The following is a 24,912-nucleotide window of genomic DNA, read 5'->3' on the forward strand; positions in this document are numbered from 1 at the left end:
CGAGGCTCAGCAGGAGGCCTTTTTCGCTTCGCGTTCGGCCGCGAGTTTCTGGGCGGTCGCGGCGTTGGGATATTTGCGCGGCACTTCCGAGAAGAAGGCGCAGGCCTGCTCCTTGGCGCCAAGCGCGTTCAGCGAGACGCCGAGCTTGACCATGGCGTCCGGCGCAACCGGGCTTTTCGAGAAATCGGTTGCGATCTTCAGGAATTGCTCGGCCGCTTCGCGATGGCGATTCTGGTAATAAAAGCTCTCGCCGAGGTGATAGATCGCCGGCGCGATCAGGCGATTGTGCGGATTTTTCTGCACGAAGGCCGAAAAGGCGCGCTGTGCGGCGTCGTAATGCTGCGATTTGAGCTGTTCGGCGGCGGACTCATATTCCAGCTTGACCGGATCGGCCGACGCGCCCGGCGCCAGCGCCGCGCCATTGGGGGCGGGCGCGCTGGGCGCAAGAGTTGCGACCGAGGCGGGCGCGGCGCCCGACTCGGACGCCGCTGAGGAGCGAAGGCCTGGCGGGGTCAGGTCCAGCGGGCCGGTCGCCGCGGCGGCGGCGCGGGACTCGCTGGCGCGGACCTGCGGCTTGCTGGCGGATTCGGGCGAGCCGAGGGCCAGCGGGGCGCCGGGCGCGTCGGGGCGCGCGGAGGGATCGAAGGCGTCGTGCTTGCGGCCGTCCGGGCTAACCGTGACCGGCTCGGCGACGGGCGCCGCCGCGACTGCGGCGGGCGCTTCCTGCGCATCAATCACCGGGGAAATGTCGGCGACGGACGGCGCGGGCGCGGCGGCGTTGAGGCCGTCGGGAAGGTCGGAGCGGCGCTGCGGCGTCGTGGCGGCGGCGGGCCTCGCCGCCGGCGTCGTCGGCTTTGCGGCGCCGGGGATGGCCGCGCCGCCTCCCGCGCCATCCTGGAAGCGCGCGTCGACATCCAGTTGGAACTTGCGCAGCTGGTCTTCCATCCTCTTGACCTGGAACTGCAATTGCTCGACCTGCCCGTTCAGCGACCGGACCTGGCTTTCCAGACGGTCGATGCGCAGGATCGACGACGTGTCGGCGCCTGGCGCGCTCTCTGCGGGTTGCTCGCGGGCGGCGGGACGATCAAAAAACTGAGCCCGGGCCGCGCCCGGCCCTGCGACGAGAGCCGTGGCGGCGACGGCGGTGAAAAGGGTTTTGCGCAATCCGCTAAAGCACGATCCGGTAACAGAAAGCACGCCCGGCGACAGAATTGCCATGGTTTCTCCAAGCCTCGGCGGGAATCAAACGAAGTCTGACATTCCTGCCGTAATGATAAGGTGAAAACGTGGCGTCCGGGTTGTTTTCGCGCAACGGACGCAAAAAAACTCCGGCGTTGCGGGACGCCGGAGTTTCCAGATTTCCGCGTCGCTCCGGCTCAGCTCTGGCCGCCCTTGAGAATGGTGACGGCGCGGCGGTTCTGCGACCAGCAGGAAATGTCGTCGCAGACCGCGACCGGCCGCTCCTTGCCATAGGAGATCGTCTTGATGCGCGAGGAGGCGACGCCGCGCGCGACGAGGTAGTTCTTGGCGGCTTCGGCGCGGCGGGCGCCGAGAGCGAAATTATATTCGCGGGTGCCGCGCTCGTCGGCGTGGCCTTCGACGGTGAAGGCATAGGTCCCGTAGCGGTTCAGCCAGGTCGCCTGCTTGTCGAGCGTCGCCTGGGCGGTGGCGCTCAATTCGCTGGAATCACTGTCGAAAAACACGCGGTCGCCGACATTGACGACGAAATCCTGCTGCGAGCCCGGCGTCGCCGAACCGGCGGCGCCGACGCCGACGCCCGCTCCGCCGCGGCCATCGACGGCGGCCATGTCGGTCGGGTTCTTGGCGCAGGCCCCGAGCGTCAGGGCCGCGGCGAGAACGGCGGCATATTTGAGGCCTTCCATCGAGGCGAAACTTTTCATCCGGTGCGCTCCTTTGACTGACAACCGGGCTTGCGGCCAAGGCCTGCGCCGCCCGGGCGCCCTACGCTTTGTCCCCAAAAGCCCGGGGACCAGTTTCAACGCGTTCCCGCGCGGCCGGTTGGCTCGGCGGGTCTTGCCCTCAGTCCTAGCCCCCGAATGTTAAGCGAAGGTTTTCGTAACCTTGACGAAAGGTTAGAAAATCCGGCGCTTTTGTGACCATTGGCCGCATGGTTAACAAAGCTTTCATGGCCAGAATGGGGCGCTGCGGGACTTTTAAGTTTGAAACCAAGGGGAGTGAACATGCCCCTTGGCGTCCACGCCCACCGGCGCGGCGGCGGCTGAAGCCGCCGGGCCCGTCACCTTTGACAAGTCAAAGGTTGACGCCAATGGACTCAGCCCAGCAAGGGACTCCATGACGGGTCGGAGGCCGAGCCGGGCGTCGGGATGGGGAATTCGGCGCGGCCAAAGACGTCGGTCATGAACAGTTTCGAGCCCCCGGCCGCCTCACGGAAGAACATCACATAGAGGCCATTGGGCGCCCAGGTCGGACCCTCATTGTGGAAGCCGTCGGCCAGGATGCGCTCGCCGGATCCGTCCGGCTTCATCACGCCGATGCCGAATTTGCCGCCAGCCTGCCGTGTGAAGGCGATATAGTCGCCCTTGGGCGACCAGACCGGCGTCGAATAGCGGCCCTCACCGAAGGAAATGCGGGTCGCGCCGCCGCCGCTCGCGCCCATCACATAGACCTGCTGCGTGCCGCCGCGGTCGGATTCGAAACAGATGCGCGCGCCGTCCGGCGAATAGGACGGCGAGGTGTCGATTGCCGAGGAGTCGGTCAGTCGCGTGGTCGTGCGCGAGCGCAGGTCCATGCTGTAGAGATTGGCGACGCCATTCTGCTCCAGCGACATCACCACGCGCTGGCCGTCGGGCGAGAAGCGCGGCGAGAAAGTCATGCCGGGGAAATTGCCGACCACCTCGCGCTGCCCATTGTCGATGTTCAGCAGGAAGACGCGCGGGTCCTCCGCGCCGAAGGACATATAGGTCAGCTCCTGCGCGTTGGGCGAGAAGCGCGGCGTCACCACTAGGTCGTCGCCGCGCGTGAGATAGCGCAGATTGGCGCCGTCCTGGTCCATGATCGCAAGGCGCTTGCGGCGGTTGTCGCGCGGGCCGGTCTCGTCCACGAAGGCGACGCGGGTGTCGAAAAAGCCCTTTTCGCCCGTGACCTTGGTGAAGATCGCGTCCGAGACGATATGGGCGACGCGGCGGGAATTGTTGGGGTCCGTGACATATTGCTGGCCGGCGGCCTGGGTCCCGGCGGCGACGTCCCATAGACGGAATTCGGTCTTCATGCGGCCGTCCGGGCCGCGTCCGGAGCGCCCCGCGACGACATATTGCGCGTTGAGCGCGCGGAAGGCCGCCATGTCCGGCGCGGCGTCCGGATTGATGGCGGCGCCAGCCGCGCCCGCGTCCACCGGATTGATGAAGACGGAACGCTTGAAATTATTGACGATGATGGTGGTCATCGCCGGGCCGCTGTCGCCGGCGAAGGGCACGATCGCGATATTGACGGGCGTGAAATTGCCGCCGCCGCGCACGTCGAGATAGCGCTCCGCCGAGGAAGCGCGGCCAAACAGGGGGGCGAGGGCGAGGCCGCCGAACAGGGCGGCGGCGGCGCGGCGGCTGGGTGCGAAGGGCATGGGCGGGGTCCTGATCTTTCGCGCTATGGCTTTTTAGTTCCGTGACGTGACGGGATTAGTTCAAGATTTCGGGGTCGAATCCGACCACCCAGTCCTTCCATTGCTCATAATAGGGCTGGAACTGGGCGGGAATGCGCAGGGGATTGCAGCGCCGCGCCGCGCGCAGGGCGCTCTCGGCGAGGCCGCGCAGGGCGGGGTCGGACGGCGGGTTGAGCAGCACGGGCTGGGCGGCCAGCGAGCCGTCGGGGCGGTAGGAGACGCGAATCCTGGCGATATATTTCTGCCCGCCGGTCAGCGGCAGATAATTCCAGCACTGCTTGTACTGCTCCTGCAAGATGCCGTTGAGCGAATCCGACAGCGAGGGCGACATTTTCGCCCCGGTCCCGCGCGCCGCGCCGAGCGAAGCCGTGTGGCTCACCTCGCGGCCGGTGGAGAATTTCGCCTCGGGCGCCTGGTTGTTGAGGAGCTTGGCGACTTCCGAGAGATCGGGCGAGCGATGCGGCTGCGCGCTGTCGTCGCCTGATTTCGGCTTGGGCGCGGGCTTGTCCTTGCTCTCGGCAAGCAGTTTGGCGACTTCATCGAGCTTCGGCTTCGGCGCAGGCTTTTCGACAGGCTTCTCGACAGCCTTGGTTGGCGGCTGCGGCACGGGCTTCTCGACCGGCTTGGGCGGCTGCGGAGCTGGCTTCTCAACCGGCTTTTCGGGCGGCTTCGGGCGCGGCGGCGGCTTCACCGGCTCCGCGTCGTCCGGTTCCGGCTCCTCCTTGGGGTCCGGCGGCGGCGGCGGCGTCTTGGGCGTGGGCGGAGCCGGCGCGGGCGGCGGCGGAGGGGCCGGGCGCTGCGGCGGCGTCGGGGGAGTCGGCGGGGTCTGGTCGGCCTCGCCGGGGTCGGGCAGGCGCTTCATGGGCGGCGGCGGCGCGGGCGCGTCGCGCTTGGCCTCGGGCGTCGGCGGGGTGGGCTTGGTCTCGGTGAGGTCGGCAACCTTGTCGGCGCGGGGCTTGGTCGTCTCCTTGGCCGCCTTGTCGCCCTTCATGATCTCGCTGAACTTGTTCTCGGAGATCGTCTCGACCGGAATCGCCTCCTGCGCGTCGTCGAATTTCTGCTCGCGCGAAAAATGGACGAGCAGAACCGCCAGCAGCCCAAGATGGACCGCCGCCGAGAGCAGAAATCCCGGTTCGGAGCGCGAGAATCTCAACGCGAAAGTCCCACTTGGGCCAAGACCTTATTTCTTCTCCTGGGTCGTCACCAGGGCGACCTTCTTGAAACCCGCCGCCGTGAGGTTGGACATGATTTCAGCGACGCGCCCATAGGTCACGCCCTTGGAGGCGCGGACATAGACGCGTTCGTCCACGCCGTCCTTTGCCTGCGCCTTGACGCCGGCGACGAGATCGGCGTCGGCGATCTTCTGGTCCATCAGATAGATGTCGCCACGGTCGTCGATGGCGACGGCGATCGGCTTCTTGTCGATGTTCAGCTCGCCGGCCTTGGTGGCGGGCAGGTCGATCGGCACGCCCGAGGAGAGCAGCGGCGCCGCGACCATGAAAATGATGAGCAGCACCAGCATGACGTCGATGAAGGGCGTCATGTTGATGTCGGCCATGGCGCGATAGCGCGGCACCCCGCGCCGCCGCCGTCCGCCTTTTCCGCCCGATGAGGCCGCCATTCCCATATTCGCCTCCCGTCAGGCCGCGTTGTTGCGCGAGCCGGCGTGCTGGTCGATCTGGCGCGAGAGGATGGCCGAAAATTCGTCGGCGAAGCTTTCCATGCGCGCCTGGGTCTTGGCGACGTCGCCCGAGAGCTTGTTATAGGCGATCAGCGCCGGAATGGCCGCGAACAGGCCGATGGCCGTGGCGAACAAAGCCTCGGCGATGCCGGGCGCGACAACAGCGAGCGAGGTGTTCTTCGACGCCGCGATGGAGCGGAACGAGGTCATGATGCCCCAGACCGTGCCGAACAGGCCGACGAAGGGGCCCGCCGAGGCCACGGTGGCGAGCACCAGAAGGTTGGATTCGAGCTTTTCCACCTCGCGCGCGATGGAGACGTCGAGCACTTTCTCGATGCGCGATTGCAGGCCAACGAAAGAAGCGTGGGCGTTCTGAAACGAGCGCTTCCATTCCTTCATGGCCGCGACAAACAGCGAGGCCGTGGCCGTGGTGGGGTGGGCGGCCAGCGAGTGATAGAGGTCGTCGAGCGAATTGCCGGACCAGAACACGGTCTCGAATTCCTCGATCGCCGCGCGGGCGCGCCGGATCAGCATGGTCTTGTTGATGATGATGGCCCAGCACCAGACCGAGGCCGAAAGCAAGCCGATCATCACCAGCTTCACGACGATGGACGCGCTCCAGAACATGGCGAAGACAGAGCCCTCGGCCCCTGAGGCGAGCGGCGTGGCGGCGATTTCGTTCATGAAGGTGGTCCTCGCAAATCCCTGCGGCGCGCGAAAGCTTTGTTGCGCGCGCGAACATCTGCCGTGCAAATCGGTCATTTCTGCGGCCCGGCGCGGCAAAACCGGCCCGGCGCATTGCTTCGCCAGTTAAGCCCGCGCCATGGTTAACAGCAGGTTACGATTGGACGCAACCCTCGCGCAGCTCAAGTTTTTCCAAGTTTTTCACGGAACTCGCGCGGCAGGCGGCGCGGCTTGCCATCGGCCAGGGCGGCGATGAGCACGCGGGCGGTGAAAAGAATTTCCTCTTCGCGGCGCACAATCTGTTCGAGCTCGATCACGGCGGCGGTGATTTTCGACGGCCGCGTCTCGACGGTCAGAAGGTCGTCCATGCGTGCGGGACGCAGGAATTCGATTTGCATCCGCGCGACCACGAAAAACAGCGCATCCCCGGTCTCGCCGGAATGGATCGCGCCCTGATGGAAGCCCAGATCGCGCAGCATTTCGGTGCGGGCGCGCTCGATGAAGCGCAAATAATTGGCGTGATAGACGATGCCGGTGAAATCCGTGTCCTCGAAATAGACGCGGATGGAGAAAATGTGGGGGGCGTTCATCCGATCAATCTTGTCTCGCAATCAGCTTGTCGCCAGCCGCGCCGCCAGCACGAGGAAAAGCGCGCCGGCCAGGCGGTTGAGGACGATCTGCGCGCGCGGCGAACGGCGCAGCCATAGCCCGATTTTTCCCGCGCCGAAAGAAATTAGCGCGAAAACGATAAAGGCGCAGAGCTGGAAGATCAGGCCGAGCAGAAAAATCTGGCCAGCCATGCTTCCCTCCGCCGGAGCGACGAATTGCGGCAGGAAGGCGAGAAAAAACAGCGCCACTTTCGGATTGCTGACATTCATTACGACGCCCCGCCAGAAATAGGCGCCGGGTTTTTCCGCCGTCGCGGCGCTCAAACCTGTCGGCTCGGCGCGGAAGGCTCTGAAGGCGAGATAAGCGAGATAGGCGGCGCCCGCGATCTTCAAACCTGCGAAGGCTGCCGGCGACGCCGCGAGGAAAGCCGCGACGCCGAGCGCAACCGCCGTCGTGTGAACCACAAGCCCCGCGCAAAGGCCGAGCGTGGTCATCAGCCCTGCGCGGGCGCCGCGCGAGGCCGCAAGCGCGAGGACGAAAAGATTGTCCGGCCCCGGCGCCAGGGCCAGCAGAAGCGAGGCGGCGGCGAAGGCGGCGAGCGCGGAGGGCGAAGGCATGGCGCGCCGTCACGCGTCGTCGCCGAACAGCCCGGCCTGCGGCGCATTCGCCTGCGCCGGAACGGCCAGCCCAAGATGGCGGAAGGCCAGCGGCGTCAGCATGCGGCCCCGAGGCGTGCGGTTGAGAAATCCCTGTTGCAGCAGATAGGGTTCGATAATGTCCTCGATGGCGTCGCGCGGCTCGGACAAGGCGGCGGCGATGGTCTCGATGCCGACCGGCCCGCCGCCGAAATTCACCGCCACCATGTCGAGATAGCGCCGATCCATCTGGTCGAGGCCGATGGAATCGACGTCGAGCAGTTTCAAGGCCCGGTCCGCCACCTCGCGGGTGACGATAGCGTCGCCGTCGACCAAGGCGAAATCGCGCACCCGGCGCAACAGGCGTCCGGCGATGCGCGGCGTGCCGCGCGAGCGGCGCGCGATCTCATTCGCTCCGTCGTCGCTCATCGGGCAATTCATCACCCGGGCGCCGCGGGAAACAATGCTTTGCAATTCCGCGACATTGTAGAAATTCATCCGGATCGGAATGCCGAAGCGGTCGCGCAGCGGCGTGGTCAGCAGGCCGGCGCGGGTGGTGGCGCCGACGAGCGTGAAGCGGGCAAGGTCGATCTTGACCGAGCGCGCCGCCGGCCCCTCGCCGATGATGAGATCGAGCTGGAAATCTTCCATCGCCGGATAGAGGATTTCCTCGACGGCGGGATTGAGCCGGTGGATCTCGTCGATGAACAGCACGTCGCGCTCTTCCAGATTGGTGAGCTGCGCGGCGAGATCGCCGGCCTTGGCGATGACAGGGCCGGAGGTCGAACGGAAATTGACGCCCAGTTCGCGCGCGACGATCTGCGCCAGCGTCGTCTTGCCCAGCCCCGGCGGGCCGACGAAAAGCACATGGTCGAGCGCGTCCTTGCGGGCCTTGGCGGCCTCGATGAACACTTTCAGATTTTTCCGCGCGGCTTCCTGTCCGGTGAAGTCCAGCAAGGTCTGGGGGCGGATCGAGCTTTCGAGATCGTCCTCGCGCCGTTCCGGCGAAACCATGCGGCTGGGCGCGGGGGTCATGGCGCCAGTTCCTTCAGGCCGCGCCGGATCAGCGCCGGGGTCTCGGCGGCGTCGCCCAGCGCCTTCAGGCTGGCTGCAATGGCGGTCGCGGCCTGCGGGCGGCCATAGCCGAGATTGACGAGCGCCGAAATCGCTTCCTGCGCGGCGGTCGAGCCGACGGGCGCGTCATCGGCGCCGGCGAGCGCGATCGCGCCTGCATCCACGCCGCCAAAACCGCCGGCCTTGTCCTTCAGCTCCGCGACGATCCGCGCCGCAAGCTTCGGCCCGACGCCGGGCGCGCGGGCGACGGCGGTCTTGTCCTGCAAGGCGATGGCCGAGGTCAGTTCGGCGGGCGGCAGGATGGAGAGAATGGCCAGCGCGACCTTGGAGCCGACGCCCTGCACGTTCTGCAGCAGGCGGAACCAGTCGCGCTCGGCGTCGGAGAGAAAGCCGAACAGCCTGATGGCGTCCTCGCGCACCTGGGTCTCGATCGCCAGCACGGCGACCTCGCCCATGCGCGGCAGTCTTTGCAGGGTCCGCGTCGAACAGGCCACGACATAGCCGACGCCATGCACGTCGAGGATCACGTGATCCTCGTGCAGCGAATCCACCACGCCTTTGAGTTTGCCGATCATTTTCCGCCCGCGCCCGAATCGCGTCGAGGCAGTCTAGCGAAATTTTGCCGTCACGCGAACAAAAGAAGAATGAGGAGGCGTCGAACCGCTGGATTATGCGCCGAGGGCGGCGGCGCGCTTCTTGGCGCCGCGATGCTGGGCGTGGCAGATGGCGACGGCCAGGGCGTCCGCCGCGTCGGCGGTGTCCGCGTCGCTGCGCGGCAGCAGCACCTTCACCATCATGGCGATTTGCGCCTTTTCGGCGTGGCCGGCGCCCACGACCGTCTTTTTCACCAGATTGGCGGCGTATTCATGAACTTCGAGCCCCGCCAGCGCCGGCACGACGAGGGCGATGCCGCGCGCGTGCCCGAGCTTGAGCGTGGATTGCGGGTCGCGATTGACGAAAGTTTCCTCGACCGCCGCCTCGTCGGGGCGGTGCGCGGCGATGACGGCGGAAAGCCCGTCATGCAGTTCGCGCAGCCGCTCGGCGAGAGCGTCGCCGGTCCGGGAATGAATGGCGCCGGAGGCGACGTAGGAAAGGCGCGATCCATCGGCCTCGATCACGCCCCAGCCGGTATGGCGCAGGCCGGGATCGATGCCGAGAATGCGGACCAGAGCCATATTATTCCTTCATTGGCGGATCGCGAGGGCCGCCATCCGCAAGGCCCTCGCTTAAGCTCGGTGTCGCATTCGCTGCTGGCGACGCCCGGAGGGCGTTGTGGTCATTCCTTGATCTTCAGATCCTTGAGCTTGCCGAAGACGGATTCGACGTCGATGTCGTCCTCTTCCTCTTCCACCTTCTTCGGGCTGGAGCCGAAGACGTCCTCATGCGAGGTCGGGGCGTAATAATCGGGCTGGGTCGTTTCCTCGGCGGGGATGAGCGTCGGGCTGTGATCCTGCACAAGAGCGGGGCGATCCTTGGCGGCGCGCTGCACTTCGAAATCGAGATCGATCTGCGAGCACAGCCCCAGGGTCACCGGGTCCATCGGGGACAGCGCGGCGGAGTTCCAGTGGGTGCGGTCGCGGATCGCGGCGATCGTGGTCTTGGTGGTGCCGGCGAGGCGCATGATCTGCGCGTCCTTCAGCTCGGGATGGTTGCGCACCAGCCAGAGTATGGCGTTGGGGCGGTCCTGGCGGCGCGACAGCGGAGTGTAGCGCGGGCCGCGATGGCGCTTGGCCTCGGGCAGGCGGACCTTGGTGACCGCCAGCTTGAGCTGGTGCGCCGGCCTCTTCTCGCCGCGCTCGATTTCCTCGCGGGTCAGCTGCCCGGATGTGATCGGGTCATGGCCGCGAATGCCGGAGGCGACTTCGCCATCGGCGATGCCCTTGACTTCGAGCGGGTGCAATTTGCAAAATTCCGCGATCTGATCGAAAGTCAGCGAGGTGTTCTCCACCAGCCAGACGGCCGTGGCCTTGGGCATGAGCGGGGCATTGCTCATTCGTCTCTCCTCGAATCTCTTTGTTCCGCCGTCGGGCGCGCGTCATCGCGCTCCGGCCCGGCCGAGGCACAGCCTCAAGTTTCATTCATTGCGGGAATTGCACAAATATAGAGCGGGCGCCGGCGAAACGCAAATATTTCGTCGAATTTTCGCTTTGGCCTTTCGGCGGCAGAGGGTGAAGAATATGGCGAGAGACGAAGACGAAGTTTTCGCGGCGAAGAAGCCAGCGCCAAGCCAGCACAGCCTCGGCGAGCCGCTCGACGCCCTTTCCGTCGATGAACTGACCGAGCGGATCGCGCTGCTTCAGGCCGAGATCGTCCGGCTCGAAGCGGCCCGCGAACGGAAAAGCGCCTCGCGCGCCGCCGCCGCCGCCTTTTTCAAGACATGAGAACGGCGCGGTCCGACGCCCTTCCGCCATTAACACTAAAACGGATTGGCCGAGCGGCGCTGCTCGAATGGCGCTATTCTTTGTTTCGTCTCGAACGAAAGGAGCGGTTCGCATTGCGCGGCCGCCAAAAAGGGTTGTTGGCCGGGGTGGGCGCATGAACTGGACGAATTCCGACGAAGAGCCCGTCTCTTTCGCGCATCGGCTGGCGGCTTCGGAAGCTTTCAAGGCCATGTTCCGCGAAGGCATGACGCTGGTCGAGGAGGCGGCGGCCTATCTTGACGGGCCGGGGCGGGAAGAGGCCAAGGCCCTTCCGCGCGGAGAATCGCTCGCCTATGCCGCCGAAAGCATGCGCCTGACAACCCGGCTGATGCAGCTCGCCTCCTGGCTTCTGCTGCAGCGCGCGGTCAACGAGGGCGAACTGACGCTCGATCAGGCGGCCTCGGAAAAGCGCAAGGTCAAGCTGTCCTATCAGGAAACCGCGTCCTCGCCGGAGGTCTTCCCCCGGCTGCCGCAGAACCTGCGCGACCTTGTCTGCGAATCCTTGCGTCTTCAGGCCCGCATCATCCATCTCGACCAGCTGCTTTATCTCGATCCGGATGCGGCCCTGCCCATGCCCGCGGCGAGCCCGGTCGAGGACCAGCTCAATCTTTTGCGCGCGGCCTTCGGCTGAGAGTCGCGCCGTAACCGGGGGTTAAGGCGGGCCGCATAGGCTTGCGCGCAATTCCTTGCGCATCCTCAGGAGCGAAATGACTGGTCCCGTCGGCGTCGCCATTGTCGGATGCGGCTATATCGCCGATTCCTACCGCCTTTGCCTGCCCATGCACGCGCAAGACCTGCGCCTGTGCGGCGTGTTCGACCGCGACGCGGGCCGTCTCGCGGCCTATGTCGACTGCTGGGGCGACCGCGGCTACGCCTCGCTCGGCGAGCTGCTCGCCGATCCCGCCGTCTCGATCGTGATCAACGCCACCGATCCGAAAAATCACGCGCCGCTCACCCGCGCCGCGCTGGAGGCGGGCAAGCACGTCTATTCGGAAAAGCCCGTGGCCATGACGCGGGACATGGCGAAAGAATTGCGCGATCTGGCGGCGGCGAAGGGGCTGCGGCTGTCCGCCGCGCCCTGCAATATCCTGAGCGAAAGCGCGCAAACCCTCTGGAAGGCCGTGCGCGCCGGCGCCATCGGCGCGCCGCGGCTGGTCTATGCCGAACTCGACGACGGCATGATCCACAAGGCCGATTACCGGAACTGGCTTAGCCGCTCCGGCAAGCCCTGGCCGGCGCGCGGCGAATTCGAGACCGGATGCACGTTCGAACACGCCGGCTATGTGCTGACCATGCTCTGCGCGATGTTCGGGCCGGTGCGGTGCGTCGCCGCTTTTTCCACTCTGGTGATCCCCGACAAGCAGACCGACATGCCCTTGCCCCATCCGGCGCCTGATTTTTCCGTCGGCCTGCTGGAATTCGATGGCGGGATCACCGCCCGCGTCACTAATTCCGTGGTGGCGCCCTATGACCATCGGCTGCGCGTGATCGGCGACGAAGGATCGCTCGAAATCCGCGACACCTGGGATTACGCCTGTCCGGTGAAATTGCGCTCGGTGTCGCAGGGGCGGCTGGCGCGCTATCTCGAACGCCGTTTCGGCGGCGTTGGCGCGGCAAAGCCCCTGCCCATGGTCCGTGTCCCGGCCATGAAGCGCAAGCGCGGCGACCCGTCAATGGATTTCGCGCGCGGCGTGGCCGAACTGGCCGCAGCGATCCGCGCCAATCGCCCGGCCCGGCTCGACGCCGATTTCGCCGTCCATATCGCCGAGGTGACGGAGATGTTGCAGCATCCCGAGCGTTTTCCACGCCCCGCGCCGGTCCAATCAACTTTCGCGCCGATCAAGCCAGCGGATTGGGCGGCATGAGCGGCGGGTCGCCCAAGCTCGACGCGAGCATCCTGACCCTCTCTTATCGCGGCGATCTCGAATATTGCCGGCTGTTGTGCGAAAGCCTGGACCGTTTCGCGCCGCCCGGGCTGCGCCATCGCCTGTTCGTCCCCGCGCGCGACATGGAGCTGTTCGCGCCCCTCGTCAGTGAGGCGCGGACCATCGGCGCGGAGGACAGCGACCTGTTGCCCCGCTGGCTGAAGAAAATCCCCATGCCGAAGCCGCGCCTGCGCCGTCTGCTCCGCCTGCCGCGCCGGAACATTTATCTCAGCCTCTACAGCCCGCCGGTGCGCGGCTGGATCGCGCAGCAGATCATGAAAATCGCCGGCGCGGCCGAGAGCCCGACCGAAATCGTGATGCATGTCGACAGCGACGGCGTGTTCATCCGGCCCCTGCCGTCGGCAATGTTGATGCGTCCCGACGGGGCGGTCCGTTTCTATCGCAATCCGCATCTCGAAACCCACGCCACCCATATTCTCTGGCGCGAGGTCGCCTGCCGCCTGCTCGGGATCGACGCGAAAAGCTTCGTTCCGGGCGACTATATCGGCATCTGCATCGTCTGGCGCCGTTCGATCGTGCGGCGCATGATCCAGCGCATCGAGGAGGTCGGCGGCGCCGACTGGCGCAAGATCCTCGCCCGCGAGCCTCATTTTTCCGAATACACGCTTTACGGCATGTTCGTGGAATCGCTGGGCGTCGAGGCCGCCGGCCATTTCGCCGACGGCGTCTCGCCCGTTCTCGAAATATGGGACCAGGAACCCGAAACGCCCGCCGAAGAAGAGGCCTTCGTGCAGGGGCTCCAGCCCCATCATGTCGCCTGCCTGATCCAGTCCACTGCGAAAATGAGCATGGAAAAGCGTCTCGACCTGCTCGATCGTGTCATCGCGCGCGCCTGGACGCAGGATCAGGACGCGCCGGTTCTCGCCGAGTCCTGACTCGCCGACGCAACTGAGCGCGTTTCTCAAAGATTTACCAAGATCTTAATTCGCCTCGGCATTAACGTTCCTAATTTGAGACGAATTTTGCCTGAAGGCGTAGTTTGGCGCCGTCCGGATTTGAAGGAGGCGCCAAACATTGACAGCCAGCATGCAGAAGGGAACTTACGAGTCGATTCAGGTCCTTCGCGGCGTGGCGGCTATTCTCGTCACCTTGTTTCATGCCGCGAGCCACGCCTTCGGTTCTGAAAATGTGTTCCGCGTCGGCAATGCAGGCGTCGACATCTTCTTCATCATCAGCGGCTTCGTCATGTGGGCGGCCACCGCGCGCCGTCCCCCGACGCCGGGCGAATTCCTGCGCCATCGCGTCATCCGGGTCGTGCCGCTCTATTATTTGTTCACTCTGGCCCTGTTGGTCGCCTGGCTGGTCCTGCCCTCGGCCTTTCCCCACATGGCGGCGCCGACGGCGGGCCATGTGCTGCTTTCGCTCGCCTTCGTCCCGCATGCCGATCCCGCCGGGACCGCCTTTCCGCTGCTGGCGCAAGGCTGGACGCTGAATTTCGAAATGTTCTTCTATCTGCTGTTCGCGCTGGCGCTGCTTCTGCCTGCGGCAAGGCGTTTGCGCCTGCTGGCCGCGCTGCTGCTCGCGCTTCCCTTGCTTGGCCTGCTCTTTCCCGAGACCCTTCTGCGCCGCGCGCCGGCGCTGGGGCTTTGCAATCCGCTTCTCGTCGAGTTTCTCGGCGGAATCCTGATCGCGCGCTGGGTCGAAAGAGGCGGACGGCCGGGCGCGCCGCTCGGCTGGGCGGCTATCGTCCTCGGCGCCGCGATCCTGGCGCTCGCGCCCAATCCCGCCGCCGACAATGACTGGGCGCGCCTGTTGCTGTTCGGCGTTCCGGCCTTTCTGATCGTTATTGGCGCGCTATGCGTCGAGACATCCGCGAAAAACTTTCGCGTCGGACCGGCGCCCTTGCTGCTGGGCGCTTCGTCCTATTCGCTCTATCTCAGCCACACGATCGTGATTTCCGCCGCCGGGAAAGTGCTGGGCGGCGCGAATCCCCTGCTGGCCGCAACGGTGGCGACGACGGTGGCGGTTCTTGCCGCCATCGCCGTTTACTTCGCCGTGGAGAAGCCCTTGCTCAAGCTCTTGCGCGGGAGTCGCGACCCCTTGCCGCGCGTGCAGGTCGCGCCGCTCTGACCCGGGCCGTCATTTCTGCTGATAGAGCGGATGGGTCTCGCCGAAGGAGAGCTTGCCGAGCACGCCCGCCCAGCGGAAGACGTAATCGGTCCGCGCATCGGCCCCGCGCCAGAGCGCGGCGGGAGCGCCCAGCGCGAGCAGCGCCGCCTGAACGCAGGCCCTCGCGCGGATGAGCCAGCGCTCCAGGCCCGGATGGCGGCCTCCGCGCGCCATGGCTTCCGCGAAGGCCTGCCCGCCAGCGTAGAAACGGCGCCGCATATAGGAGCGGTCGCAGCGCGAAGCGGGCACGAATTCGCGCGCGGTCGCCTCGGCCAGCCAGACGAAACGCCGCCCGCGCCTTTGCAGCCGGCAGAACAGATCGAAATCCTCGCCGCCGCCCTTGCCGAAGGAGGGGTCGAAAACCTGCGCGTCGTTGAGACAGGTTGCGCGCCGGAAGACGCAATTATTGGTCGCCAACGCGATGCCGGCGCGTCTCTTCGGGCCGAATGCGAACAGCTCGAAGCCGGACTTTTCCGCGAGCTCGCGAGAAAACAGCGTCAGGATCGCCGGGGTGGCGCGCTCCGGCGCCTCGAACAGGCCGACGACCCGCCCGATCCAGGCGTCGGCGCAATCGTCCGCGATTGCGCGAAACACGGTGGCGAGCCAGCCTTGATCGAGCGTCTGGTCGTCGTCGACGAAGGCGACGAAATCTTCCGATCCGGCGCGGACGCCGGCATTTCGCGCCACCGATATATTGGGCGGATGGGCCTCCAGCCAGACCATCGGCCATGGACCGGCCAAAGCCTCCTGCGTGACGGTCGGGCGCGCGTCGCCTTCGTCGCTGTTGTCGACGACATAGACATTGACGCCGCCATGCGGCTGGTCGGGCGCGCTCTGCGCGGCGATGCTGCGCAGGCAAAGGCGCAGGAGTTCGGGCCGCTTGAACGTGCAGATGACGATGGCGAGCGAGGGCGCTTCGGCTGTCATGGGCGTGCATCCTGTCGCCAGATTGTCCGCCCGCAGGCGAAGCAGAACAGCAGGGCGAGATTGCAAAAGGGCGCGCCGCGCATCATCAGCGTCGCTTCGGTGAGATTGTGCAGCAGATAGAGGAACAGGTTCAGCGCCATCATGGCGTAGGCCGCCTGGGCGCCGAAGCCGGGCGTCGTGATCGCCCGCCGGGTCGCCGCGCCGAGGGCGGCGAAAACGGAGGCTACGGCTGCCAGCGTCATCGGGATGCCGATGTGGAGGAAGAGTTCGAGATAGCCGTCATGGGCCTGGTTGATGATTCCGACGCGGACGTCGCCGAGCCATGTGCCCGGTTCGAGCTTGACGAGCGGATCATTGACGGCGCCGACGTCCCAGAAGGCGCCATAGCCATGGCCGAGCCAGGGGTTCTGGAGCGCCGAGCGCCAGGCGAAGGCCCATAATTCGTCGCGGCCGGTAAAGGACGTGTCCGCGACGAAGGCGCCCAGAATCCGCTGGACGTCGAAATCGCTCACGACGACGAGGCCGATGAAGCCCGCCAGCACAACCGTGAGCCCCGCGAGCGCCAGCAGCGCGAAACGGAAGCCCAGCCTTTGCGCGAGCCAGAACAGAAAGCCGACGCCAAGAGCCAGAAAAGTGAGGCCGAGCGAGGTCTTGCTGCGGGTGATGACGAGGAAGAAAAAGCTGATCGCGGCGCCGAGCGCGCCCAAAAACTGCTCGCCGGCGCCTTTGGCGCCGAAGGCGTAGGTCACGCAGACGATGATGACGATCATCGCCACCATGCCGGCCGGATTTTTCTGGCCATAGATGCCAGCCACGCCGATGTCGGTGATCGCGAGCTCCGGCCAGAGCGCCGTCGCCGCCAGATTGACCAGAATGACGAAGGTCAGCGCCTGGAAGATGCGGGTGTGAAAGCGGCGGAGGTCGTCGATGCTGGCGGCGAGCCCGAGGCTGATCGTCGCCATGAAAAGCAGCGCCAGCGCGCGCCTCAGGGTCAGGTCGGGATAGTTCGACCACAGGATGCTCGCCTGGCAGAACGCAAGAACGGCGACCAGCAGCCTGTTGGCGCGAACGGCCTCCCAGGCCGCGTCGCGCCGCGCCCAGATCAAGGCGAGGCCGATGAGGGTCATGCCGGGCGCGAGCAGGCGGTCGAGCGGACTTCCGGCAAGCCGCTCCTCCGGCGTCGTCGTCGCCGAGACCAGGGGATGCGTGCCGATGAAGGTGAAAAGCAGATAAGCGACGAGCAGGGCCTCATGCGCGCGCGCCGACCAATCCATATGCGCGACACGCCGACCTGCGGGCGCTGCGAGTATGTTTTCGGCCAAGCTCATCTGGCTCCAGCTCGTCCCGCCCGGTTTCGGACGCCCGTGAGGTTAATGTCTGTTATCGCCACGCAAAGGCGGCGCCGGGGAAATATTAACTGTGCCTGCTTAAGAAATTCATAGTCTGCACGAGTTTATAACCCACGCAGAATAGAAGATCTGGGAATTTAAAGCCGCCTCAACAGGATTTTGGGGACCTCGATGGATCGGATCAGCGTTGTCACCCCCACCTACAACCGCCCGGCGCCCTTGGAGCGCGCGCTGGCGAGCCTCATGGCGCAAAGGGGGCTGCAGGATCTTTCGCCGGAACTGATCGTCGTCGATAATTCCCCGGACGCGAATGCCCGGGAACTCGTCGACCGGCTGGCGGAAAAATCGCCCTTTCCGCTGCATTACGTCAGCGAGCCGCGTCCCGGGGTGGCCAACGCCCGCAACGCCGGGGCGGCGGCTGCGCAGGGCCGCTGGATCGCCTTTCTCGACGACGACGAAGAAGCTCATCCGGACTGGCTGGCCGCGCTGGCGCGCGTGGCGCGCGAACGCAAGGCGGACGCCGTGTTCGGCCCGATCGAGGCCCGCGCGGAGGGCGGCGAGATCGGCCCCTTCGCGCCCTATTTCGAGCGCCGCGTCGATCGGCCCTCGGGCGCCGAGATCACCGATATCGCGGCGCGTCTGGGCACCAATAATTCCATGTTCGACCGCGCCGCCTGCCTGAGCGGCGGCGCGACCTTCGATCCGAGCCTCAACGAGAGCGGCGGCGAGGACGCCCTGCTGCTGCAGCGTCTCGTTCTGGCCGGAAAGCGCTTCTATTTCGCCGCCGACGCCAGGGTGGTGGAATGGGCGCCGCCGCGCCGCCTCACCTGGGCCTATGTGAAGAAGCGCAAATTCCTGAGCGGCCAGATCCGCGTTTTCGTTCAGGACATGGCGCGGCCCGGCGAGGTCGCGGTGCTCGCGCGCTGGATGGCGGCCGGGCTGGCGCAGGCCGTGACTTTCGGCGTGGCGGCGCTGCTCTGCGCGCCTTTCGGCGAGACCGCGCGCGAGAAAATGGCGGCCAAAGCGTTTGGCGGATTGGGCAAGATTTTCTGGACCCGGCGTTTTCGTCTCGCCCTTTACGGGCGGGGTCTGGTGTCTTGAGCCGTCGCGGCGGGATCTCGCGGCGCTCGCTCGTCATCGGCCTGTGCGGCGGAAGCGCGGCGGCGGGCAAGCTCGCGCTGGCCGCCGCGCCGGCCAGGGCGGCGGGCAATGTCATGCGCATCGACGACAAGGCCGCCGGAACGCCGATCAATCCCTTCATCTATGGCTCGAACGAGATCGGGACCATGGACGGCAACGGTCCCAGTGTCGATTTCGACCGCAAGGCCGGGGCGACCATTCGCCGCCTCGGCGGCAATCTGATGACGCCCTATAACTGGGTCAACAATTCCACCAACGCCGGGAAGGATTATCGCCACGCCAATGGCGCCTTTCTGCTTGGCGTGCTCGACGTCCCGAAAAAGGCGTGGCGGGAGCCCGCCGCCGTCGTCGAGGCCTTTCTCGCCAATAGCCGCAGCGCGGGCGCGCGCAGCCTGCTCACCCTGCCGCTCGCGGGCTATGTCGCGGCGGATTTCGACGGCGACGTGACCCCGGCACAGGCCGCGCCCTCGGCGCGCTTCCTGCCCATCGACTGGTCCGCGCGGGCGGCAGGCGACGACCAGCCCGCGCGGGGGGAAAGCAACGATAAGATCAACATTCCCTCCCTGCTGGAGCGGCTGGTCGCCCGCCACGGCGGCGCGGCCTCTGGCGGGGTCCGGGGCTATTATCTCGACAACGAGCCGGGCCTGTGGCCCGAAACCCATCCGCGCATCGTCCCCAAGCCGGTGACGATCAAGTCCCTGATCGACCGGTCGCTGCGCGCCGCCAAGGCGATCAAGGCGGCCGATCCCGACGCTTTCGTGCTGGGGCCGGCGAGCTGGGGCGCGACGGAATATGTCGATTTCGTCAAGGCGTCCGATTGGGACGTCTACCGTAGCCATGGCTCCTTCCTCGGCGCCTATCTCGACGCCTTCCGTCAGGAATCCGAACGCGTCGGACGCCGCCTGCTCGATGCGCTCGACCTGCACTGGTATCCGTTCAACCGGCGCGGAACTCTCTTCCGCACCGAAGACGCTGCTCTCTCCGGCGCGATCCTCGACGCGCCGCGCTCCTTTGACGAGGCCGGATTCTGCGAGAACAGCTGGGTCGCGGATGCGTTGGGCTGCCGCCCGCGCGAGAGGCTTTTCCTGCCCTTGCTGCCGAGCCTCAAGCAGATCGTGGACACGAAATATCCCGGGACGGCTCTGTCCTTCGGCGAATTCAATTTTGGCGGCGCCGGCTTGCCGGCGACCGGCCTCGCCATCGCAGATGTTCTGGGGCGTTTCGGCCGTTTCGGCGTGGCCTTCGCCAATCACTGGGGCTCGCTGGACGGCTTTATCGGCGAGGCCTATCGGCTTTATCGCCAGCGCGATGGTTCTGGCGAATGCTTTGGCGACACGGCTTTGCCGGTGACAGGGGCCGGGGCGGATGTGTCCGTTTTCGCCGCGCGCAGCCAAAGTTCGGGCCGGGCGAGCCTTATCGCGCTCAACAGAAGCGAAAAACCCGTCCTGCTGGATTTGGCCTTCGCATCGGGCGTTGCGCCGGCGCTGCGTGGCGTCGCAGGTTTCGACGAGGCCAACCGGAGTTTCTCCGAACTGACGGAGCGGCCTCAGCCCGCCGGGGAGGGGGCGATCCGGCTCGTGATGCCTCCGCGCGCGGCGCGGCGCTACAGCTTCGCCTGATCCGTCACAACCCGCAGCGGGACAGGCCCTCGCGCAGACCGATGCGCGGCGCGACCTTCAGCAGGTTTTCCGCCGCCTCGCCGCGATAGTCGGCGTCGAGCGCGAAAATCCCCATCTCGCCCGGGGTCGGCGCCAGCGCCTGCGCCTTGCCGAAGGGCAGGCCGACTTTTCGCGCGATTTTGGCCGGGATGGCCAAGGCCTGCCGCAACGCTGTTTCGGACTCGGACCATTCCCGCAGCGGCGCACGGCCGAGCTTTTCCGCCAGGGCCTGAAAATAATCGTTCCAGGGCGGCGCTTCCGGGCCGACGGCGTTGAGCGCGGAGAAAGGCGCAAGCGTTTCGCGATTCCTGCCGGTCAGCAGGCGGCTCGCCGCCAGCGCCTGTTCGGCCAGATCGTCGATATGGATCAGGGCGGCGCGGCCATTTGCGCGCGGAAAAGTCCCCCAGCCGCCGCAGGAAATGCGCGCCGCCATTTTCTCGATCCAGAACGGGCTTCCGGGGCCATAGACGATCCCGGGCCGCAAGGCGATGGCCCGGCGCGAAGCCGCCCCGGCGCTCCAGCTGCGATAAAGCTCTTCGCAGCGCGCCTTGGCGAAGGCGTAGGGCGCCAGCGGCCCTTCCGGCGCGTCCGTTTCGACGATGCGGCCTTCGCGCGCGCCATAGACCGCGACGGAGCTGAAGGCGAGCAGGGAGACGACCTTGGCCTCCGACATCGCGGCCAGCAAATGTTCCGCCTGACGCGGCATGGCCCCCTCGTCGCCATAGGCGGCGTGGATCACGAGATCGACGCCCGCCACGGCGGCGCGGACCTGCGCGGGGTCGTCGAGATCGCAGGCGATGATTTGGACGCCGGGGCGCGCGTCGGGGCGGGCGCGGCGGGCGCCGGCCCTGATGTCGAAATCTTCCGCCAGCGCCGCCAGCAAGGCGGAGCCGATGAATCCGCCCGCCCCGGTGATCAGGGCGCGCGGGCGCAGGGAAGGCGGCAGTTCCGGCATAAGCAACTCCGGCATGCGGTCTCTCGAAGGGTCAGGTTTTCGCGGCCTTCTTGCCCATCAGTTCGGCCACCCCATTGAGGCGCGAGCGGGCGAACAGGGCCAGGAACAGGCCGTAGATCGCGACACCCCCGCCAATCTGTAGCGCGACCTGCGCCAATTGGCCGAAGGGCGGCAGGGCGTGGCGCAGGCCGACGACGGCGGCCCCCATCAAGGCGGCGAGGCTCCAGGCCGGCGCCAGCGCCAGGAAGCGGTCGCGCCGGCTCCAGTCGAGCAGGTGCGACGAGACTCCTATGGCGATCAGCGCCTGCGCGAGGTCGCCGGCGATGCGCGCAAGGCCGACGCTGAGCGGGCCGAGCGGTACGCCGGCGAGCGTCACGCCTATGGTGACGACGGAGGCGGCGACATTTGCGATCACGCTATATTCCGGCCGGGCGCGCGCCGACAGCGCCGTAAAAACCAGCCGCGCCGGAATGGAGATGGCGCTGCCGATCGCGAGGCAGATTCCGATGTCGATCGACTGGTCCCAGCCCGGCCCCGCGATCAGCGGCAGCAAGGTGGGGGTGACGGCGGCGAGGCCGACGAAAACCGGGGCGGTGCCGAGCGAGGCGTAGGAAATCACGGACTTCGCCCGCGCGCGCAGGCGCGCCGTGTCGTGCTGCAGCGGGGAAAAGAAAGAGAAGGCGATGTTGTGGGCGGTCGCGCCGACGGCGCCGCGGATCGGCTCGACGAGGCGCATCGCCATGTTGAGATAACCGAGCGTGGTCAGGCCATAGATGCCGCCGACGAGATAGTTGAAGGCCAGGAAGGTCAGATTGTCCATCATCCGGTCGATCAGCGCCAGGCCGCCATAGCGGGCGAGGTCGCGCAAATGGCCGACCGAGCGGCTGGGCAGGATGATGACGTCCCGCATCCATGCCTGCAGCAGCAGAGCGCGGGCGACCGAGACCAGCAGCCTTTGCATGATGAGCGCCCAGACCCCGCCCCCCGCGAGGGCGATGGCCAGCGAGGCGACGATGCCGATGGCGTTGCCCAGCAGGGTCGCCTTGGCGAGATCGGCGAAGCGGCGGCGGCGGCGGATCAATCCGGTGAGAATGTCGGAATGGCCCGAGAAAAAGCATGAGACCATGCCGACTGGCAGCGCCCAGACGAATTGCGGCTCGTCATAGGCGCGCGCGAGCATCAGGCCGAGCGGAATCGACAACGCGACGCAGGCGAGGCTGGCAAGCCAGCTGGCGGTGAGCGCCGCGCGCAGATGGGCGAGCCGCAGCACCTTGCGCTGGGCCAGCGCCTCCTCGAAGGGCGCGCCGACCACGACGCTCGCCAGCGTCACCACGGTCAGGATCAGGGCCGAGACGCCGAAGTCGCGCGGGTTGAGGCAGCGCGACAGCACCGCCGTGCTGGCCGTGAGCATGGCGATGCGGCCTATCGCGTCGATGCTCGACCAGCCCAGCCATTTGAACAGACGATGACGCAAATTTCCGCTCCCGGCGCAGCAAAAACTTCTGCTCGCGGCGCACTAAAACCTCTGCTCGCGGCGCGCTGGGGCGCCAAGCCTTCAGCCGCGATCATAGCCGCGCGCCGGGGCTGGCGGGGGAGTTTCGCGTCCGGCGGTTAATATTGGCTTCAGGCGGCTTCGGCTTCGCGGGCGTCGTCGAGCGGCGCGGCGCGGACGAAGGCGGCGAAGGCCTGTTCCGGCGCGCCGATGCGGCGCAGCAGGTCCGGGGCGTCGTCCTCGTCTCCCGGCTCGTTCGAGACGACCAGCAGGATCTGGTCGGCGGCGGCGACAAGGTCGCGCAAGCCTTCCTCGTCGCTCGCGTCAGGGCCGTCCATCACGACGAAATCGAAATGGCCGTTGATGCCGGCGACCGGCTGGAAAACGCTTTCCTCGGCGATGGCCGCGCAAACGCTCTCCTCGTCGGGCAAGGACGGGATGAGGCTGAGCGACTGCGAATAGGGCGTGAGACGCAACAGCGGGCGCGTCTGTCCGGCAGCCTCGATCAAAGTCCGGGGCGCGTTGTCGGGCGCCGCCCGGTGCTGCGCTGGATGGGCCGCATGCGCGTCGATGAGGAGGGCGCGCGCGCCCGTGGCGGCGGCGACGCGGGCCAGATTGGCGGCGAGCGTCGAGGCGCCGGCGCGCGGCCAGGTCGCCGCGACCAACACGATCAACGGACGGCCTTCGTCGTCGTCGCGCCGTTTGCGGGCTTCCGCCTCCAGACGATCGTAAATCGCCTCGACGGCTGCCGAAAAGGGCGAGCCTGGGCGACGGTAAGCCTCGCTGAGCAGCGCGACGGCGGCGCTGTCCGGCGCTCCGGCGGCGCCCTTGATGGCTGGAAGCTCGGCCAGACATTCGAGCGTCCGGCGCCGCGTCGCTGGCGGCTCGGAGGAGGGGGGCAGGGGAGCGGGCGACTTGGGAGCGGGGGGCTGCGTCTCGCCCGTTTCGGCCTCTTTCGCCGTTTCGAACATGCTGGCGAGGGCGAGGCCGCCGAGGGCCAGAGCGGAGCCGATCACGCCGCCGGCGACGGTCCACGTGACCGCGCCCACGGCCTTGCCCTGCGTATTCGGCGCGCGGGCGGGCGAGATGATACGAAAATTGGGCGCCTCCCGGCGGCTCATGTCGTCGGCGTCGTGCCAGCGCGTCTGCAGGACGGTGAGCGCCTTGCGCTTGGCCTCGATATCGGACTCCATTTCATGCAGCGGAGCTTCGAATTCCCGGGCGCGGGTGGTTTCGGCGGCGAGGTCGGCGAGCTTCTTGTTCATCGCTTGCGCCTGCGCCTGGGCCTCGGCGAGTTGGGACCTGGCGGAGCGGCGCAGGCCCGCCAGCGACTGGGAAATGCGGCGGTCGAATTCGCGCAGCCGGGCCTTGCCGGCGACGACCGCGGGATGCAAGTCGCCCAGGCTGCTCTGGAGCTCTTCGAGTTCGCCGCGCGCGGCGGCCCGTCCTTCGATCAGGACCTGCAATTGCCGCGATTCCGGGTCCGGCCCGAAGGCGGCGACGGCGCCGATGTCGGAGGGGGCCGTTTCGAGCTGCTTCAACCGCGTGCGGGCCTGCGCCTCGCGATTTTCGGCGGCGGTGAGGGCGTCGGCGGCTTCCGAGATGCGGCGCTCGGCGATCGCCTTGTCGTTCAGGCCGACCAGATTGTGTTCGATTTTGAAATTGAGCAGCTTCGTCTCGGACTCGCCGAGTTGCTGGCGGAGATTGTCGACGCGGGCGTTGAGGTCGGCGGCGAGCCGGCGCGCGGAGGCCATACGGTCCATGGCATTGACTTCGCCATAGGCCTTGACCACGGCGTTGGCGAGATCGGCGGCCCGCTCGGGATTCTTGTCCGAGACGGTGATGTTGACGAGGAAGCTGCGCTCGGCGCGCGTAATGGCCACCGTCTTTTGAAGGCCGAGCAAGGCCTTGTTCTCTGCGAGATCGCGGGCGCGCCTGGCGTCGGCGCTTTCCGGCTGCGGCTCGCCCTCCGGCTGGGGCGCGGCGGCATTTACGAGGCCCTGATCGCGGATCACGCGCAGGAGCACCCGCTCAGAGCCGATCACGCCCATCTGGCTTTCCACATAATTGATCGCCGAATTCGCCTCCAGCGTCGTCGTGGGGGCGTCTGCGTCGAAGGAGCGGAATTCCTGCGGGTCGATCAGGATTTGCGCGCTCGCCTTGTAGGTCGTCGGCAGCACGAATTTGGATATGCCGGCCAGCGCGCCGCACACCAGCCCGGCGGCGGCGAGCAGACGGATGTGGCGGCGGGCCTGGCGGCCCAGCACGACAGCGGCCTCGCGCCAGGGATTCGGGACGTCATTAGCGATGTCATTGCCGCCGTCCGACGGGCCCGGTCCCGTCGCTTCCGGGGTCTCGGCGGGCGACCGACGCCCTTCCGTGGCCATGGTCTGCGAAGCGGTCATGGGATTCCCGACGATGAACTGCACGCGTCGCAGCTTGGGGACGCTTGCCCCCCGGTACGACGCATGCAGCTTCCCCTATTATGGTTAAGAACTGCTTGCGCGCGGACGCCTTTCGCCGCCTTGCGAAACATCCTTGAGTTTCAACGGTCGCCACAACCCGATCTTAGGAAATTGCGCTGCAATATCAGGCC

Annotated in this window: 24 protein-coding genes; 7 read left to right on the forward strand and 17 right to left on the reverse strand. The window is 66.8% G+C overall.

The features are described from left to right. Window positions 1-6 precede the first annotated feature (6 nt). The 12 genes from ybgF to QM467_RS08170 all read right to left on the reverse strand — a co-directional run bounded on the left by ybgF (window position 7) and on the right by QM467_RS08170 (window position 10,313). Complete coding sequence (gene ybgF / locus QM467_RS08115; protein ID WP_283365801.1) at window positions 7-1,218, reverse strand: tol-pal system protein YbgF; 1,212 nt, start codon at window positions 1,216-1,218, stop codon at window positions 7-9. A 158-nt stretch (window positions 1,219-1,376) separates the two neighbouring features. Next, entirely contained in the window at window positions 1,377-1,901 is a 525-nt protein-coding gene (gene pal / locus QM467_RS08120) for a peptidoglycan-associated lipoprotein Pal (protein WP_283365802.1), read from the reverse strand. A 392-nt stretch (window positions 1,902-2,293) separates the two neighbouring features. Then, window positions 2,294-3,598, reverse strand: a complete 1,305-nt coding sequence (gene tolB / locus QM467_RS08125) for a Tol-Pal system beta propeller repeat protein TolB (RefSeq protein ID WP_283365803.1) — start codon at window positions 3,596-3,598, stop codon at window positions 2,294-2,296. 55 nt (window positions 3,599-3,653) lie between these two features. Further along, on the reverse strand, window positions 3,654-4,790 hold the full coding sequence (locus QM467_RS08130) for a cell envelope biogenesis protein TolA (RefSeq protein WP_283365804.1): 1,137 nt from the start codon (window positions 4,788-4,790) through the stop codon (window positions 3,654-3,656). 27 nt (window positions 4,791-4,817) lie between these two features. Beyond that, the gene (locus QM467_RS08135; protein WP_283365805.1) at window positions 4,818-5,264 is read right to left on the reverse strand and encodes an ExbD/TolR family protein; all 447 of its coding nucleotides are present in this window, start codon (window positions 5,262-5,264) and stop codon (window positions 4,818-4,820) included. Between the two features lie 12 nt (window positions 5,265-5,276). Beyond that, window positions 5,277-6,002 (reverse strand): protein TolQ, encoded by a 726-nt coding sequence (gene tolQ / locus QM467_RS08140; protein WP_283365806.1) that lies wholly within the window; start codon window positions 6,000-6,002, stop codon window positions 5,277-5,279. Between the two features lie 182 nt (window positions 6,003-6,184). Continuing rightward, window positions 6,185-6,592, reverse strand: coding sequence for a tol-pal system-associated acyl-CoA thioesterase (gene ybgC, locus QM467_RS08145; RefSeq protein ID WP_283365807.1), 408 nt, complete (start codon window positions 6,590-6,592; stop codon window positions 6,185-6,187). Between the two features lie 21 nt (window positions 6,593-6,613). Beyond that, window positions 6,614-7,228: a LysE family translocator gene (locus QM467_RS08150; RefSeq protein ID WP_283365808.1), complete on the reverse strand. Its 615-nt coding sequence runs from the start codon at window positions 7,226-7,228 to the stop codon at window positions 6,614-6,616. A gap of 9 nt (window positions 7,229-7,237) precedes the next feature. Further along, window positions 7,238-8,281: a Holliday junction branch migration DNA helicase RuvB gene (ruvB, locus tag QM467_RS08155; protein WP_283365809.1), complete on the reverse strand. Its 1,044-nt coding sequence runs from the start codon at window positions 8,279-8,281 to the stop codon at window positions 7,238-7,240. Then, on the reverse strand, window positions 8,278-8,895 hold the full coding sequence (ruvA, locus tag QM467_RS08160; RefSeq protein WP_283365810.1) for a Holliday junction branch migration protein RuvA: 618 nt from the start codon (window positions 8,893-8,895) through the stop codon (window positions 8,278-8,280). Before ruvA ends, ruvB begins: the two co-directional genes overlap by 4 nt. Window positions 8,896-8,988: 93 nt before the next feature. Further along, entirely contained in the window at window positions 8,989-9,495 is a 507-nt protein-coding gene (ruvC, locus tag QM467_RS08165) for a crossover junction endodeoxyribonuclease RuvC (protein ID WP_283365811.1), read from the reverse strand. A 101-nt stretch (window positions 9,496-9,596) separates the two neighbouring features. Further along, window positions 9,597-10,313 carry a DUF1013 domain-containing protein gene (locus QM467_RS08170; protein ID WP_283365812.1) on the reverse strand — a complete coding sequence of 239 codons (717 nt, stop codon included), beginning with the start codon at window positions 10,311-10,313 and terminating at the stop codon, window positions 9,597-9,599. Window positions 10,314-10,497: 184 nt separating this feature from the next. Here QM467_RS08170 and QM467_RS08175 point away from each other — a divergent pair, with 184 nt between their 5' ends. The 5 genes from QM467_RS08175 (at window position 10,498) to QM467_RS08195 (ending at window position 14,756) form a co-directional block, all read left to right on the forward strand. Next, a complete protein-coding gene (locus tag QM467_RS08175) occupies window positions 10,498-10,701 on the forward strand; it encodes a DUF1192 domain-containing protein (protein ID WP_283365813.1) in 204 nt (67 codons plus the stop codon). Between the two features lie 154 nt (window positions 10,702-10,855). Then, window positions 10,856-11,371 carry a protease adaptor protein RcdA gene (gene rcdA / locus QM467_RS08180; RefSeq protein ID WP_283365814.1) on the forward strand — a complete coding sequence of 172 codons (516 nt, stop codon included), beginning with the start codon at window positions 10,856-10,858 and terminating at the stop codon, window positions 11,369-11,371. A gap of 76 nt (window positions 11,372-11,447) precedes the next feature. Next, complete coding sequence (locus QM467_RS08185; RefSeq protein ID WP_283365815.1) at window positions 11,448-12,605, forward strand: Gfo/Idh/MocA family protein; 1,158 nt, start codon at window positions 11,448-11,450, stop codon at window positions 12,603-12,605. After that, a complete protein-coding gene (locus tag QM467_RS08190) occupies window positions 12,602-13,561 on the forward strand; it encodes a DUF6492 family protein (protein ID WP_283365816.1) in 960 nt (319 codons plus the stop codon). Before QM467_RS08185 ends, QM467_RS08190 begins: the two co-directional genes overlap by 4 nt. 139 nt (window positions 13,562-13,700) lie before the next feature. Beyond that, window positions 13,701-14,756, forward strand: coding sequence for an acyltransferase family protein (locus QM467_RS08195; protein WP_283365817.1), 1,056 nt, complete (start codon window positions 13,701-13,703; stop codon window positions 14,754-14,756). A gap of 9 nt (window positions 14,757-14,765) precedes the next feature. Here QM467_RS08195 and QM467_RS08200 read toward each other — a convergent pair whose 3' ends face one another. Both QM467_RS08200 and QM467_RS08205 read right to left on the reverse strand, forming a co-directional pair. Continuing rightward, window positions 14,766-15,722: a glycosyltransferase family 2 protein gene (locus QM467_RS08200; protein WP_283365818.1), complete on the reverse strand. Its 957-nt coding sequence runs from the start codon at window positions 15,720-15,722 to the stop codon at window positions 14,766-14,768. Continuing rightward, on the reverse strand, window positions 15,719-17,050 hold the full coding sequence (locus QM467_RS08205; protein WP_283365819.1) for an O-antigen ligase family protein: 1,332 nt from the start codon (window positions 17,048-17,050) through the stop codon (window positions 15,719-15,721). Before QM467_RS08205 ends, QM467_RS08200 begins: the two co-directional genes overlap by 4 nt. Before the next feature lie 192 nt (window positions 17,051-17,242). Between QM467_RS08205 and QM467_RS08210 the strand changes: the two genes are divergently transcribed. Both QM467_RS08210 and QM467_RS08215 read left to right on the forward strand, forming a co-directional pair. Continuing rightward, on the forward strand, window positions 17,243-18,172 hold the full coding sequence (locus QM467_RS08210) for a glycosyltransferase family 2 protein (RefSeq protein WP_283365820.1): 930 nt from the start codon (window positions 17,243-17,245) through the stop codon (window positions 18,170-18,172). Then, on the forward strand, window positions 18,169-19,830 hold the full coding sequence (locus QM467_RS08215; protein ID WP_283365821.1) for a glycoside hydrolase family 44 protein: 1,662 nt from the start codon (window positions 18,169-18,171) through the stop codon (window positions 19,828-19,830). The genes QM467_RS08210 and QM467_RS08215 overlap by 4 nt, the downstream gene beginning before the upstream one ends. A gap of 4 nt (window positions 19,831-19,834) precedes the next feature. On the opposite strand, the gene QM467_RS08220 is transcribed toward QM467_RS08215, so the two are convergent. The 3 genes from QM467_RS08220 to QM467_RS08230 all read right to left on the reverse strand — a co-directional run bounded on the left by QM467_RS08220 (window position 19,835) and on the right by QM467_RS08230 (window position 24,721). Next, window positions 19,835-20,839 carry an NAD-dependent epimerase/dehydratase family protein gene (locus QM467_RS08220; protein WP_283365822.1) on the reverse strand — a complete coding sequence of 335 codons (1,005 nt, stop codon included), beginning with the start codon at window positions 20,837-20,839 and terminating at the stop codon, window positions 19,835-19,837. Between the two features lie 16 nt (window positions 20,840-20,855). Further along, a complete protein-coding gene (locus QM467_RS08225; protein ID WP_283365823.1) occupies window positions 20,856-22,298 on the reverse strand; it encodes an oligosaccharide flippase family protein in 1,443 nt (480 codons plus the stop codon). 149 nt (window positions 22,299-22,447) lie between these two features. Further along, on the reverse strand, window positions 22,448-24,721 hold the full coding sequence (locus tag QM467_RS08230; protein WP_283365824.1) for an exopolysaccharide transport family protein: 2,274 nt from the start codon (window positions 24,719-24,721) through the stop codon (window positions 22,448-22,450). Window positions 24,722-24,912: the final 191 nt, after the last annotated feature.

Origin of the sequence: Rhodoblastus sp. 17X3 (assembly GCF_030056575.1) — a bacterium.
Taxonomy (GTDB): domain Bacteria; phylum Pseudomonadota; class Alphaproteobacteria; order Rhizobiales; family Beijerinckiaceae; genus Rhodoblastus.